This window comes from Amycolatopsis sp. DG1A-15b (genome assembly GCF_030285645.1).
Taxonomy (GTDB): domain Bacteria; phylum Actinomycetota; class Actinomycetes; order Mycobacteriales; family Pseudonocardiaceae; genus Amycolatopsis.
Genome location: NZ_CP127296.1, coordinates 2,130,930 through 2,145,139, shown reverse-complemented (window position 1 = coordinate 2,145,139; position 14,210 = coordinate 2,130,930). Strand labels below are relative to the sequence as shown.

The 14,210-nt window shown below is 73.0% G+C and carries 13 protein-coding genes; 11 read left to right on the top strand and 2 right to left on the bottom strand.

Annotated features, from left to right (window positions below):
• Positions 1-3: 3 nt before the first annotated feature.
• Positions 4-522: a hypothetical protein gene (locus QRY02_RS09730; RefSeq protein WP_285991175.1), complete on the top strand. Its 519-nt coding sequence runs from the start codon at positions 4-6 to the stop codon at positions 520-522.
• 135 nt (positions 523-657) lie between these two features.
• Positions 658-2,325, top strand: a complete 1,668-nt coding sequence (locus QRY02_RS09725; protein WP_502874246.1) for an alpha/beta fold hydrolase — start codon at positions 658-660, stop codon at positions 2,323-2,325.
• Here the strand turns inward: QRY02_RS09725 and QRY02_RS09720 are convergent.
• Positions 2,309-3,949 (bottom strand): DUF6461 domain-containing protein, encoded by a 1,641-nt coding sequence (locus QRY02_RS09720; RefSeq protein WP_285991173.1) that lies wholly within the window; start codon positions 3,947-3,949, stop codon positions 2,309-2,311. The two genes, QRY02_RS09725 and QRY02_RS09720, sit on opposite strands and share 17 nt — an antisense overlap.
• 379 nt (positions 3,950-4,328) lie before the next feature.
• Between QRY02_RS09720 and QRY02_RS09715 the strand changes: the two genes are divergently transcribed.
• The 4 genes from QRY02_RS09715 to QRY02_RS09700 all read left to right on the top strand — a co-directional run bounded on the left by QRY02_RS09715 (position 4,329) and on the right by QRY02_RS09700 (position 6,864).
• Complete coding sequence (locus QRY02_RS09715; protein ID WP_285991172.1) at positions 4,329-4,727, top strand: hypothetical protein; 399 nt, start codon at positions 4,329-4,331, stop codon at positions 4,725-4,727.
• A gap of 324 nt (positions 4,728-5,051) precedes the next feature.
• The gene (locus QRY02_RS09710) at positions 5,052-6,140 is read left to right on the top strand and encodes a hypothetical protein (RefSeq protein ID WP_285991171.1); all 1,089 of its coding nucleotides are present in this window, start codon (positions 5,052-5,054) and stop codon (positions 6,138-6,140) included.
• Between the two features lie 8 nt (positions 6,141-6,148).
• Positions 6,149-6,280: a hypothetical protein gene (locus QRY02_RS09705; protein ID WP_285991170.1), complete on the top strand. Its 132-nt coding sequence runs from the start codon at positions 6,149-6,151 to the stop codon at positions 6,278-6,280.
• Positions 6,277-6,864 carry a hypothetical protein gene (locus QRY02_RS09700; RefSeq protein WP_285991169.1) on the top strand — a complete coding sequence of 196 codons (588 nt, stop codon included), beginning with the start codon at positions 6,277-6,279 and terminating at the stop codon, positions 6,862-6,864. Before QRY02_RS09705 ends, QRY02_RS09700 begins: the two co-directional genes overlap by 4 nt.
• 13 nt (positions 6,865-6,877) lie before the next feature.
• On the opposite strand, the gene QRY02_RS09695 is transcribed toward QRY02_RS09700, so the two are convergent.
• On the bottom strand, positions 6,878-7,717 hold the full coding sequence (locus QRY02_RS09695; RefSeq protein WP_285991168.1) for an NAD-dependent epimerase/dehydratase family protein: 840 nt from the start codon (positions 7,715-7,717) through the stop codon (positions 6,878-6,880).
• Positions 7,718-7,909: 192 nt separating this feature from the next.
• On the opposite strand from QRY02_RS09695, the gene QRY02_RS09690 reads away from it, so the two are divergent.
• From QRY02_RS09690 to QRY02_RS09670, 5 genes are all read left to right on the top strand, one after another.
• Positions 7,910-9,316 carry a cellulase family glycosylhydrolase gene (locus tag QRY02_RS09690; protein ID WP_285991167.1) on the top strand — a complete coding sequence of 469 codons (1,407 nt, stop codon included), beginning with the start codon at positions 7,910-7,912 and terminating at the stop codon, positions 9,314-9,316.
• A gap of 113 nt (positions 9,317-9,429) precedes the next feature.
• The gene (locus QRY02_RS09685; RefSeq protein WP_285991166.1) at positions 9,430-9,789 is read left to right on the top strand and encodes an ArsR/SmtB family transcription factor; all 360 of its coding nucleotides are present in this window, start codon (positions 9,430-9,432) and stop codon (positions 9,787-9,789) included.
• Entirely contained in the window at positions 9,786-10,274 is a 489-nt protein-coding gene (locus QRY02_RS09680) for an SRPBCC family protein (RefSeq protein ID WP_285991165.1), read from the top strand. The genes QRY02_RS09685 and QRY02_RS09680 overlap by 4 nt, the downstream gene beginning before the upstream one ends.
• A 1-nt stretch (position 10,275) precedes the next feature.
• Complete coding sequence (locus QRY02_RS09675; RefSeq protein ID WP_285991164.1) at positions 10,276-10,836, top strand: maleylpyruvate isomerase family mycothiol-dependent enzyme; 561 nt, start codon at positions 10,276-10,278, stop codon at positions 10,834-10,836.
• A 184-nt stretch (positions 10,837-11,020) separates the two neighbouring features.
• A complete protein-coding gene (locus QRY02_RS09670; RefSeq protein WP_285991163.1) occupies positions 11,021-14,116 on the top strand; it encodes an MGH1-like glycoside hydrolase domain-containing protein in 3,096 nt (1,031 codons plus the stop codon).
• Positions 14,117-14,210: the final 94 nt, after the last annotated feature.

The window sequence follows — 14,210 nt, the reverse complement described above, 5'->3', positions numbered from 1 at the left end:
CGCATGCCCGACAACGACCTCACCGGATTCCTGATCATCGGCCTGGTCATCGTGGTGGCCGACGGCCAGGTGCTCTACCGCGGCGGCCGGCGCTACCTCAGCGGGCCGGACGGCGGGGAGGGAACCGGCTCGATGGCGTGGATGGTGGTGACCGTCTTCCACCTCGTCTCGTTCGGCGTGCTCGCCCTGCTCTCGGTGGTCGGCCCGCAGTGGTCGGGCTCGACGGCCGCGCTGGTCGGGCGGATCGGCATCTTCCTGCTGCTGATGGCCGTGGCCCACGTGCTGACGCTGGCCGTCCTCGCCCGCCGCCGTCAGGACCGGATCGTCGAAGAGCACTTCCAGGAGCGCGAGACCGAGCCCCGCGTCACCGAAACCTACGTCCGGCCGGCCACCGAGGTCGTCGTCGAGCCGGCCGCGACGGACCCGGCGTGGCGCCCCACCGTCACCCCGGTGCCCGGCCAGGACGGCCCGCACCCGCGCGTGGCCCCCGATCTCGGCAACCACGGCCCGTACCGCACCTGAGCTGCCCGCTGCGTTCACCGGATCGGGCGGTCCACGCTCTTCGTGCTGCCTCGTCGGCACCGGCTGTGATTGGATCTTCACGGCCGGTGCGCGAGGAAGGAAACTGCGGTGCGAACGTCCCGAGCAGGGCTGGCGGTGGCCGTCTCGGTCCTGGTGGCGGCCACGGCGCCCGCCGCCGCGACCACGCCCGACCCGCTCGCGCCGTACCGGGACCAGCAGGTTTCCTGGGGCGCCTGCCCGTTCAAGCAGCGGAACCAGACCCGGACGGCAGAGTGCGCCCGCATCACCGTCCCGCGGGACTGGTCGGCGCCGTCGGCCGGCACCGACCTGCAGGTGGCGATCAGCCGGGCGGCCGCGACCGGCAGCAGGCAAGGCGCGATCCTGGTGAACCCGGGCGGCCCCGGTGGCCGCGGCACTTCGCTCGCGGGCGCGCTGGCCGGGCTGGAACCGTCGGTGAACGAGCACTACGACATCATCGGGATGGACCCCCGGGGCACCGGCCAGGAAGGCGGCACGGACGAGGGGTACGTGTGCCGGGTGCCGCTGGCGCGGCTGCCCCAGGACGCCGACGACCTCGACGCGCGGGACCGCTCGGCGGCCAGCATCGCGCTGCACCAGCGGACGCCGCGCGTGCTGGCCGAGGCGTGCCAGAACGACGCGCTCGCGCCCTTCGTCACCACCTGGCAGACCGCGCACGACATGGACCTGATCCGCGCCCTGCTGGGCGACGAGAAGCTGAACTACCTCGGCTTCTCCTACGGCACCTGGCTCGGGGCGAAGTACGCCTCGCTGTTCCCGGACCGCGCCGGGAAGATGGTCCTCGACTCCAGCGTGAACTTCGAAGGCCGCCTCCAGGCCGCGTTCGAAGCGTTCCCGAAGATCGACCAGCGCCAGTTCGACCGCGTCTACGCGCCGTGGCTGGCCCGCCGGTTCCCGGAGCAGCTCGGCAAGACCGGCACGGAGGTCCGGGCCAAGTGGGAGAAACTGCGGGCCTTCTTCAAGACCAAGGGCATCCCGCCCGATGATTTCGACTCGGTCTTCGTCGGCAACGGCAGCACCCGGCAGTGGATGACCGGCGCCCTGGTCCTCACCAAGGGCGCGGCGGCGCTCGACGGCAAGACCACGCCACCGCCCGCCACGTTGCGCAGCGACCTCGACCGGGCGTCGCGCGCCGTCTTCGGCCGTCCGGCGGACCGGCTGACCGCCGCCGACGTGGCGGCGGACCCGCCGGAGCCCGACTACGCCGACGTCCCGGGTACCCGGCTGGCCGTGGCGTGCGGCGACCAGCCGACCCGGACCGCGAGCTGGTACAAGCTGCTCAGCGACCTGCAGGGGCCGGCCTACCCGCTGTTCGGCTGGGCGTACGGCCTCAGCGAAGCCTGCGGCTTCTGGTCCGACGCGCCCCAGCACGAGCTGCCGACGCTCTCGCCGCGGGCCGCGAAGAACATCCTGGTCGTCCAGGGCGAGTTCGATCCGCAGACCGGCTACGAGCAGGCGGAGGCAGCGGCGCGGGCGGCCGGGATCCCGATGATCTCGGTGGCGGAGTCCCCGTTCCACGGCCAGTACGCCGTCAGCGGGAATTCCTGTGTGGACGATCTGGTGAACGGCTTCTTCCTCGGCGCCGGACGACCCGCGGCCACCATCTGCCCCGGTGTCCCGCTGCCCGGGGAGCACCAGGTGTTCCCGGTGGCGGGCCCGGCGGGCGAGCCGTCCCGGCCGACGGCGCCCGCGCCGCGGGACGCCCGTTCGACTGTCCGCGAACGGCTTCAGGACGACATCAGCGCGGTCAACCGGGGTCGCTGAGCAGGTACGCCACCCCGCGCCGGTCGATGTCCTCCAGGTCTTCCGGGTAGAGCCCCCGTCCGGTGAACCGCTCGACCGCGACCAGGCCCTTCTCGGTGCGGTCGCGGTAGTTCTCCAGGTCGAGGCCGGCCAGCGCCGCGGTGACTTCCTCGTCCGCGGACGGCTCGCCCAGCCCCGGCTCGAACGCCGACACGAGCTCGCCGCCGCGGGCGAAGGACAGGCGCGTCATGCCGTTGACGTTCCAGAACATGCTCGCCGCCCGGCCGGCCCGCGAAGCTGCGGTGAGCACGGGCGAGTGGGAGCCGGAGAAGCCGTTTTCCTCGATCGCCACCACCACGCCGTCGAGATCCAGTACCGCCAGCCACGGATCCGCGTACGCCTCGCGCAGCTCCTCCAGCGGCTCGGGCCGGCCGGGGTCCGCGCCGAACGCGCGGATGACGTCGTCCGCCGGGAGGCCGGTGACCACCGTGACCGTCGCCGCCACCGCCAGCCGGGACCGCCCGATCCAGCGGTAGCGCACCTCGGGCCGGTCCACCACCGGCGGCTCCGGCTCGCCGCGCAGGCGGTGACCGAGGCGGTCGGCCCGGGCGTGCACCACCGGTGGCGCGGGCGGCGCCGCCCAGACCCAGAGGCTGAAGCTTTCGGTTTCCGGGTCGTCGCGGCCGTAGGCGTGCACGCGGACGCGGTAGTCGCCGGGCCACGGCGGTGACGCCACTCCCCCGCCCACGCTCGCCGAACCGTGCTCCGCGTGCCAGCCGAGGTCGACGACCTCGTCCCAGCCGAGGGTGTCCGCCGCGGCGGGCGGCTCGGCCAGCACCCGGACGCCGACCTGCACCGAGCCGTTCTCCGTGCCGGTGCGGACGACCACGCCACCCTCGGCGGCTTCCGCGAGGCCGTTTTCGGCGAAGCCGCCGTAGGCCGGGAACTCGCCCTCGGTCAACGCGAAGACGTGGTCGCGGACGGTCACGAACGTGCTCCCGGACTGCGGCAGCCGGTACTCGGCACGCTGCTTCTCCCGCAACGCCGCTCCGTAGCCCTCGGGCATCGGTCGTGCGCGCAGCAGGTTCGCCGCCACCCCGAGCGCCGTCCCGACGATGCCCGCGGTTTCGGGCCGGCCGGCTTCGCGGGCGGCGATCGTCGCGGTCACCAGGGCGATCGCGAGGTGGTCGGCGCCGTGCGCGGCCGCGATTTCGGCTTCGCCGCCTTCGACGGTGGGCAACAGCCGGTCTTCGGCCACCAGGCCGGCGGTCAGATCCGCCACCAGGTCCAGGAGACCGGGCCGGGCGTGGTGCAGCAACCGCGTCTCCCGCACCGCTTCCGCTTCGCTTTCGGAAGCGAAGAAGCCGAAGGCCCCTGACGGCGGCGGCCGCAGGGCGGCGGTCACCGAAGGCGCCGGAACGTCGAGCCCGGCCACCGTGAGCTCCACCGCGCCGTGCACCCGCTCGACCACCCACGACGGCAGGGACCGGAGCGACCACAGCACCTCGGACTCGGGTGCGTCCGGGAACCGCCGGGGTTCCGGTTCGAGCCGCAGCCGCCCCAGCGCCGCGGCCGGCGCGGGCGGGATCACGGCACGGACGGCCGGCACGACGGCGGCCACGGCGACGGCGAGGTCATCCCCCATGCCGCCACTTTGCCAGAAACCGGGCCGCCGGAAACGTTCATTCGGCGGAGCTTTGGTGTCGCTTCTCCGGGACAGTCAAGATCGACAGCACCTCGCCCCGACGAACCCCGTCACGAACCGGAAGGTCGCCCGTCTCCTCCCCGTCCCGGCCCTCCGACGGCCCCGCAGCCAGGCACCACGAGCCGAGGGGTGACCCCACGGTGACCAGGGCAAGCACAAACCTCGCTCGTACGGGCGAGCCGGTAGAACACCTCTGGCGGTGTACGCCTCCTCGTCCATCCCTTTGCCTGGAGGAACACCTCAGATCGCCGGGGACGGCGCCGACGGCGCCGCACGCCACGGCGATACCGGATCTGCTGTTCGGGGCGGCGATGATCTCGTGAACGAGGCCGAGGATGAACACGGGCCGAACCGGCGGGCGCACCGGCTTCCCGCCGAGGTACCGGCCGAGGAAGCGGCCGAACTGAAGCGCCGCTATCTGGCCGGTGCCACGTTGAGCGCCCTGCTGGCGGATTTCGACGGCAGTTACCGGACGCTGCGCGCCGTCCTGCAGGATCAGGGGGTCACGTTCCGGGCGCCGCAGCCGATGACGCCGCCCGCGCCGCCGGGAATGGTCGAGACCTATTACAGCGGCAAGTCGATCGCCGAAACGGGGAAGGCTTTCGGGCTCGGCCGGGACATCACCAAACGCATGTTGCTCGAAGCCGGCGTGGAACTTCGCGGCCGGGGACGGCCACCGAGGTCGCCGTCCACCGGATCCGACTTCACCGATTTCTGAATCATCGAGCGGAACGCCGAGGCGCCCGGCCGGCCGGGTACGGGCTTTACGTCCATGTTCCCGTGCAGAAGCAGAGCCGTTTGCCCGAGAATTCCGAACCCGATTTCCATCAGATCCCCTCCCCGCGGCGAGCCGTGACGCCGCCCCTCTCCGCCCAGGTTATTTTCGCATTCCCCACCATGAACTACCAGGTCACAGGCACAAGTGTCCGTTGATGACGATCTTTGTCGATCCATTGTCAAGATGCGGAGCAGCAGGCCAAACCCGCTTTTCGAGCTCGTCGCGCAGTCTGGTGACAGTTTTCGGACAGCGAGGGAGGAACACATGATCGAGACCGCCTGGGTCCGCAGTCCCGTCGGTCGCGCCGACCGGCATTACGCCACGCGGCGCGGCACGAAATCCGTTCTGGTGCTGGTTCCGCACCCGGTCGCGGGCACCCGGCTGTTCGACCTGCTGCCGCTGCTCGAAGCCGACCACCGCATCCAGGTCGTCTTCGCCGACCCCGAAGCGGGCGACAACTGGCAGGCGGGGCCGGCGTTCCTGCGTGCGCACGGCCGCGTCGTGCTGCCCTGGCCGCAGGCCCGGCGCAGCGAGTTCGACCTCGTGCTCGCCGGCAGCACCCGGGGCCTCGACGACCTCGCCGCACCCACCCTGCTGGTACCCCACGGCGGCGGGTTCGGCCAGTACCGGCCCTGGCGCCCGCCGGACACCGCCGTGCCGCGGGCGCGGCGCCACGGCACCGGCCTGAGTCCCGATCAGCTGATGCGGGAGGGCCGGCTTCGGGCCGACGCGCTCGCGCTGGTCCACGACCGCGAGCGCACCCTGCTCGCCCGGGAGTGCCCGCAGGCGCTGCCCGCCGCGGTCGTGACCGGCGACATCGCCCTCGACCGGCTCACCGCCAGCCTCCCCCACCGCGACCACTACCGGCGGGCGCTCGGCGCGGCCGCCGGCCAGGAGGTCGTCGTGGTCACCTCCACCTGGTCGCCGCGCTCGGCGTTCGGCCGCCACCCCGGTCTGTTCGACGGCGTCCTCGCCGAGCTTCCGGGCGACCGCTTCCGGGTCGTGGGGGCGCTGCACCGAACGTCTGGGCCCATCACGGCGCCTGGCAGGTCCGGTCCTGGCTCGCCGACGCCCTGCGTGCCGGGCTCGTGCTCGTGCCACCCGAAGACGGCTGGCGCGCGGCGCTCGCGGCCGCCGACTACGCGATCGGCGACTACGGGTCGGTCACCGGCTACGCGGCGGCCGCCGGTGCCGCCGTCCTGCTCGAGGACACCCCGGGCCAGCCACTCCTGGACGGCACGCCGGCCGCGGTCCTCGCCCGCCGCGCTCCGCACCGGCGGCACGACCGGCCACTGCCGCCGCAGCTGGCGGCCGCGCGGAAAGCTCGTGACCGCAACGGAATTCCCGAGCTGATCCGCGGGTTGCTCAGTTCGCGGCCCGGGGAATCCGGGCAGCTCCTGCGCCGCACGATGTACCGGCTGCTCGACCTGGCGGAACCGGCCCGCGCCGTCCCCGTTTCGCCGGTCCCGCTCCCGGTGCCGGTGGCGGCGTGACCGTCCACGCGCACCGGATCGCCGCGACCGGTACCCCGCGGCCGCCGCTCACCTGCTGGCGCTACCGCCGCGAATCCCGGTGCGCCACGGCGTTCAGCACGTGCCTGGCCGACGCCCTCGACCTCGGGACCCCGCCTCTCGAAGCCCGGGGTGGCGCTCGAGGAACGCCGGGCGGCCGGGCCGCGCTGGCCGACATCGCGGTCACCCCAGCCCGGCCGTGCGTCGCCGACGGGCGCGCGAACCTGGCCGCCGCCTTCGACCGGCTGCCCGGGCTCACCGTGGCCGCGGCGCCGGTCGGCCACGGTGCCTGCCTGCTCGGCGACCGGGCCGGCGGCACCGCGTTCGCCGACGGCGTCCCGGCCGAGCTCGCCGCCGTGGCCGCCTACCTCTGGCTGGCCACCGGGCGGCAGCTCGACGCGCTCGGGCCGGTGTACGCCGCCGGAAGCCCGCAGGAGCCGGGCGTACTCCGGCAGCCGGGCTGCAGCGGCCCCGCCGGCTGCCGGGGCGATCTGGTGGTCGCGTCCGGCCGGTGGCTTCTCCGCCTTCGCCACGCTTTTCGGCCGGCCGGAGGCAACCTGTCATGACGGGTGCCGGCCCTCAGCCTCCGGCGAGCACCCGCAACGGATCCGGGTACCGCGGCTCCCAGCCCAGCTCGCGGCGCGCCTTGGCCGGGGTGAACTCCTGGTCGAGGGCGAACGCGTCGGCGATCGGGCCCATCTCGGCCCGGGCCCGCTCCAGCGAGATCGACGTCGTCTTCCCGGCCAGGCCCGCCGCGTGCGCGCACGCTTCGGCCACCTCCTTCGCGGCCGGGTTCACCCCGCCCACCCCGACGTAGACCGACCTCGGCTCGGCCGACAACGCCGCCACGTACAACCGCGCGAGGTCGTCGACGTGGACCAGTGCCCAGTGGTTGTCCCCTTCGCCGATGTACGGGACCGCACCGCTTTTCCGGCCCGGCTCGACGAAGAACGCGTCGATCAGCCGGTTTTCGCCGCCGTACAGCAGGCCGGGCCGCACGATCACCGGGTGGGCCGCCCTGGCGAGCACTGCGTCCTCCACCGCCTGGCGCCAGGCCACCACATCCGGCGGGTTCCACGGCGCGGTTTCGTCCCGCAGCCCGCCGGTGTCGCCGTACACCCACGTACCGCCGGTGTGCACGTACGGGCCGCCGCCACCCATCGCCGTGGCCGCGGCGAGGTCCTCCTCCCCGGAGGTCGCCTGGGCGAGGTGGATCACCGCCTCCGCCCGGGCGGAGGCGCCGGCGAGGACGTCGAGGTCGGCGAGCCCGCCGCGGACCGCGGTGGCTCCGGCCGCCGCGACAGCCGCCTCGGCGCGGTCGCTGCGGGCGAGCGCCTCGACGGCGTGGCCCGTCCGCACCAGCTCCGCGATCGTGGCCCGGCCGATGTAGCCGGACCCGCCGGTCAGAAAGACCTTCATGCCTGCTCCTTTCGAGTACTCCCCCACCTTCGCGCCGGCCGGAGGGCCCCGTCCAAGACCTCTTCCGGCGCCAGTGATACCCGCCGGGCATCAGCGCGGGGACCCTTGACGTCGACCGGCGCCGGATGTTCTTATTCCTGGGAGCGCTCCCAGCCTGGTGAAACAATCGAACACCGGACCAAAGGGAGTTCAATGAAGCGCTCCATCGCTGCGCTGGCGGCCGCCGGCGCGACGGTTCTCGGCGGCACCGCCGTGCTGGCCATGCCCGAGGCCTCGGCCGCCGCGCAAGGCTGCCGCGTCGACTACACCGTCACCAACCAGTGGCAGGGCGGGTTCCAGGCCGGGGTCAAGGTCACCAACCTGGGCGACGCGATCACCGGCTGGTCACTCCGGTTCACCTTCCCCGACGCCGGCCAGAAAGTCGCCCAGGGCTGGAACGCCACGTGGACGCAGTCCGGCGCGACCGCCACCGCGGCCAACGCCGAGTGGAACCGGACCCTCGCCACGGGTGCCGCCACCGATCTCGGCTTCACGGGCACCACGACCGGCGCCAACCCGATTCCGACGTCGTTCACCCTGAACGGCGTCACCTGTACCGGGTCGACGACAACCACCACCACGCCCACCACGCCCACCACCACGCCCACGACGACAACCACGCCCTCCCCCGGTGGCACGCCGCTCGCCGCCAACGGGCAGCTGCACGTCTGCGGTGTCCACCTGTGCAACGAGGCCAACCGGGCGATCCAGCTGCGCGGCATGAGTACGCACGGCCTCCAGTGGTTCGACTCCTGCTACAACGACGCGTCCCTGAACGCCCTCGCGAACGACTGGCACGCCGACCTGCTCCGCATCGCCATGTACGTGCAGGAAAAGGGCTACGAGACCAACCCGGCCTGGTTCACCGACCGGGTCAACAGCCTCGTCGGCGAGGCCGAGGAACGCGGGATGTACGCGATCGTCGACTTCCACACCCTCACCCCGGGCGATCCGAACTACAACCTCGACCGCGCCAAGACGTTCTTCGCGGCGGTGGCCGCGCGCAACGCGGCCAGGAAGAACGTGATCTACGAGATCGCCAACGAGCCCAACGGCGTCAGCTGGGGCGCCATCAAGAGCTACGCCGAGCAGGTCATCCCGGTGATCCGCGCCGCCGACCCGGACGCCGTCGTGATCGTCGGCACCCGCGGGTGGTCGTCGCTCGGCGTCTCCGACGGCTCCAATGAAACCGAGATCGTCAACAACCCCGTCAACGCCACGAACATCATGTACACGTTCCACTTCTACGCCGCCAGCCACAAGGACAACTACCGCGCCACGGTGAGCCGGGCGGCGGCGAAGCTGCCGCTGTTCGTCACGGAGTTCGGCACGGTGACCGCCACCGGCGGCGGCACCCTGGACCAGTCCAGCACCACGGCCTGGCTGGACCTGCTCGACCAGTTGCAGATCAGCTACGCGAACTGGACGTACTCCGACGCGGACGAAAGCAGTGCCGCACTGCAACCGGGCACCTGCGCGGGCGGCGACTACGGCACCGGCCGGTTGACCGCGTCCGGCGCCCTGGTCCGGAGCCGCATCAGCACTCCCGACCACTTCTGACCCCCCGGGCGGGGCTCCGCACGCGGAGTCCCGCCCCTTTCTCAACCACCAGGTTGACAACGCGCCGGGACCGCTCTACCGTCTTGCTCAACCGAAGAGTTGAGGACGAACCGGTGGACGAAGACAGCGAACGGCTCAACCGGGTGTTCGCGGCACTGGCCGACCCGACGCGGCGCGATCTGGTGGCGCGGCTGGCCGGCGCGGACGCGACCGTGGGCGAGCTGGCCGAGCCGTACGACATGAGCCTCCAGGCGGTTTCCAAGCACGTGAAGGTGCTGGAGGAAGCCGGGCTGGTCACGCGCAGCAAGGACGCCCAGCGCCGTCCGGTCCACCTGGATGCCGAGGTGTTCGACCTGATGACCAAGTGGATCGAGCGGTACCGGCGGCAGGCCGAGGAGCGCTACCGGCGCCTCGACGCCCTGCTGGGCCGCATGGGCGGCGAAGAAGCCCGGCCGCGAAAGGACGCGTCATGACCGTGACAAGGCACGAAACCGAGATCCTGGCCGACGACAAGGTCCCGACCATCCGGCTCGTCCGGGACTTCGACGCCGCACCCGAGCAGGTGTTCCGCGCCCACATCGACCCCGAGCTGTACGCGCAGTGGGTCGGACCGCACTCGGTCACCACGAGGATCACGCGGTGGGACGCGCGCACGGGCGGCGAGTGGGCCTTCGCCAACGACCGCGGGGGCGAGGAGATCGCCGCGTTCCACGGCAGCTTCCACGAAGTGCGGCCGAACGAGCGGATCGTGTGGACGTTCACCTACGACGGCGAGCCCGACGGCGTCGCCCTGGAAACGCTGACCCTGGAGGAAATCGAGGGCGGCCGCACCCGGCTGCGGGTGCTGAGCGTGGTGCCGGACTTCGCCACCCGGGACGGCATGCTGGCCAGCGGCATGGACGTCGGGGTCAACGAGGGGTACGCCAAGCTCGACGAACTGCTCGCCAAGGAGGCGTGAAATGACATCCACGGGACCCGCCCAGCGGCACGCGCAGGACGCGGCCCGCTTCACGGAGCTGACGGAGTCGGCCTCGGCCGGCGATTGGACGCGCCCCAGCCCGGTCGCGGAGTGGACGGCGCTCGACGTGGTGCGCCACCTGGTCGAGTGGCCGCGCGGGTTCCTGCGGGGCGCCGGGATCGAGCTGCCGGCGCTGACCGTCGACGCCGATCCGGCCGGCGCCTGGAAGCAGCACGTCGCCGACATCCAGGCCATCCTCGACGACCCCGCCGGGCGGGTGCTCAGCAACCCGCACACCGGCGACCGGCCGGTCGACGAGGCGATCGACCAGTTCTACACCAACGACATCTGGATGCACTCCTGGGATCTCGCCAAGGCGCTGGGCCGCGAGCCGGACCTGGGCGAGGAGCGCTGCGCCGCCACGCTGGCCGGGATGAAGCCGATGGAGTCCTTGCTGCGCGACAGCGGGCAGTTCGGGCCGGCGGTGCCGGTCGCCGACGAGGCTCCGGCGCAGGACCGGCTGATGGGCTTCCTCGGCCGCGACCCGGCCTGGCGCCCCTGAGCCTTCCCGGAGCCCCCGGCGCGGCGGACCGGCCGCGCCGGGGGCGGCGGATCACCCGGGCGGCCGATGGCCGGCCGTCCGGGCGGCCGGGATCGATACAACGTTGTAAAGCTTATTTACAACGTTGTATCCGACCGGTTACCGTCTCCGTGCCGGGTCCCCCAGGAGCATGAGGAGCGTCAGCATGCGCTCGCTTCGACGTCTGTGCACGGTCCTGACCACCACTGTCCTCGCCCTGGCCGCCGCGGTCGTCCCCGCGGCGGCCGGCCGGGCCGGCCCACCGCCGGTGTACCCCGACGCCGGGCCCGGGACGCACCTGCTCGACCACGCCGGGAAGCTCGCCGGCTTCGGCGATCCCGGCTGGTACGAAGCCAACATCCCGTTCGTCGACCTGCCGGACAAGGCGATCGAAGACACCTACTACTACCGGTGGCGCACCTACCAGGAAGCCCTCAAGTACACCGGCCCTGAGGACGGCTGGATCGTCTCCGAATTCCTCGGCCCGGTCGGGTACTCCGCTCCCGGCGGCGGGATCGACGCCGCCGCCGGGCACCACCTCTACGAAGGACGGTGGCTGCGCGACCACCGGTACCTCGACGACTACGTCGACTACTGGCTGCGCGGCAGCGGCGCGGGCGCCAAGCCGGCGACCGACGGCCTCAACGAGAACACCACCGACTGGGCCCACGAATACTCGTTCTGGGCCGCCGACGCCGTGCTCGCCCGGGCCGCGGTCGACGGCCGGTGGGACTTCGCCGTCGACCGGCTCCCCGAACTGCAACGGCAGTGGGCCGCCTGGTCGCCGCAGTTCGACCCGCAGCTCGGCCTCTACTGGCAGGTTCCGGTCTGGGACGCCATGGAGTACACCGCGAGTTCCTACCAGAGCCCGGATCCCTACCACGGCGGCGCCGGCTTCCGCCCGACGCTCAACGCCTACCAGTACGGTGACGCGCGGGCCATCGCGAGCCTGCTGCGCCGGCGCGGCGCACCCGGCGACCGGCAGCTCGCCGAGCGGTACGACCGGGATGCCGTTGCCCTGCAAGCGAACCAGGACCGCGTTCTGTGGGACGGCGGCGACCGGTTCTACAAGCACGTCATGCGGGACGGCAACCCCGCGCGCACCAAGATCGCGGACCGGGAAGAAATGGGGTACGTGCCCTGGTACTTCCACATGGCCCCGGCCGGTGCCTCCGCCGCGTGGGCGCAGGTGACCGACCCCGCGGGCTTCGCGGCCCCCTTCGGGCCCACCACCGTCGAACGGCGGAGCCCGTGGTTCATGCACGACGCCCTGCAGGGGTGCTGCCGCTGGTCGGGTCCGAGCTGGCCCTACGCGACGAGCCAGACCCTCACCGCGCTGGCGAACCTGCTCACCGACTATCCCCCGCAGCCCTACGTCTCCGCGCAGGACTACTACGCCCTGCTGCGCGGGTACGCCCTCACCCAGCGCAAGAACGGTGTGCCCTACGTCGCCGAGGCGCACCAGCCGGACGAAGACCGCTGGCTCTACGACTCCCCCGGGCACAGCGAGGACTACAACCACTCGACGTTCGACGACCTCGTGCTGTCCGGGCTGCTCGGCATCCGGCCCCAGCAGGGCGACCACGTGCGGCTCGCGCCGCTCGTTCCGTCCGCTTGGGACCACTTCGCCGTCGAGAACGTGCCCTACCACGGCCGGAACCTGACCGTCGCCTGGGACCGTGACGGCCACGTCTACCGGCAGGGGGCCGGGCTGAGCGTCTGGCTGGACGGCAAGCTCGTGCACCGCCAGACCGGCCTGACGGCGGTCGACGTACCGGTGCGCCCGGGCAAGGTGGCCGACGCCACGCCCGTCGTCGACGACCTGGCGAACCCCGCCCGCGCCGGCTATCCGGCGGCGTCCGCGTCCTACACCTGGCCCGCGGACAGCCCGGCGAACGCGATCGACGGCCAGGACTTCGCCCTCGACGTCCCGTCGACGCGCTGGACGAGCTACGGCAGCCCGAACCGCGGCGACTGGCTCGCCGTCGACCTCGGCGCGGCCACCGACGTCTCCGACGTCCGGCTCTCCTTCTACGACGACGGTGGCGGCGTCCGCACCCCGGACGCCTACGCACTGCAGTACCGCGCGGCGGATGGCTCGTGGGCCGATCTCCCCGGCCAGCAACGAGAACCCGGCACACCGGTGCGGGGCAGGCCGAACCGCGTCCTCGTCCAGCCGCCGGTCCGCACCGACGGGCTCCGCGTCCTGCCGTCCAGAGTGGACGGTGGCGCCGTCGGGATCACGGCGGTGCAGGCGTGGCGCGCCGAGGACGAGCGGCTCGACGTCCGGCTCCGAGACGGCCCCGTGAGCGTGCGGCCCGGGCAGCCGGCCGAGATCAGCGGCTCGGTGAGCAGCTCGCAGGCGATGACCGTCCGGCCCGCGCTCACACTGCCCCGCGGCTGGACGGCCCAGCCGATCGGCCCGGACGGCGACCTCCGGCTCACCCCGGGACGGCCCGTGCCGCTGCGGTGGCGGGTGACGCCCCCCGCCGATGCGCCGGTCGGCACCCAGGCCCCGGTGCGGCTGCTGGTCACCACGCTCGACCACGGCACCCCGGTGCGCAGCACCGCGGACCTCGCGCGGGCGGAGGTCGTCTTCGATCCCGCCGACTTCGGCACGCCGGTCTGGGACGACGACTTCGGCGGAGCGCTGAAGCCGTACCGGATCGGCGCGCGATTCGGGGAACCGGTGCCCGAACTGAGCCAGGCCGACGGCGCCCTGGTCGCGTCCGCGAGCCGGCAGTCCTCGGCCGTGCTCGTGGCGCCGGTGGCCGCCCCGGCCGGCGACTTCGCGGTGCTCCTCGAACCCCGCGCCTTCGCCGGGGGCGCGCCGGAGGACAGCGTGCTCCTCGGCCGCGCCGACGGGCCCGACGACCTCGCCCTGGCCTGGTACAACAATCACTTCGGCACCTCCGGCGCGGACGTGCGCGCGGGCGGCCGCGACTACGGCGACGACGTGACCGGCGGGTGCTGCGCCGCGGTCACCTGGTCCCCGGGCGACCGGTTCGCCGTCGTGGCCGACCACCGGGGCGGCCTGACGAGCTGGCTCGGCCACCAGGGCCGGTGGCAGCTGCTGCGCACGATCCCGGCCGGCTCACCCGGCTTTCCGGGGGATCCGGGTGGCGGAGCCCCCGGCCCGGGGCGGAGCCCCGGTTTCAGCACAGCAGTCCTCGCCGATTGGCCGCCCGCGATCGGGCTGCGGCTGACCACGGGCCGGCTCACCCTCGACCGGCTGACCGTCGTGGCGCGCGGGCCCGCCTGACGACGAGGAGGCGATTGACAAACGGCGGGTGCGCGGGGGACTCTGGGAGCGCTTCCAGACAACGCCGCCGGGGCCGCTTCCGCCTGCCACGGCA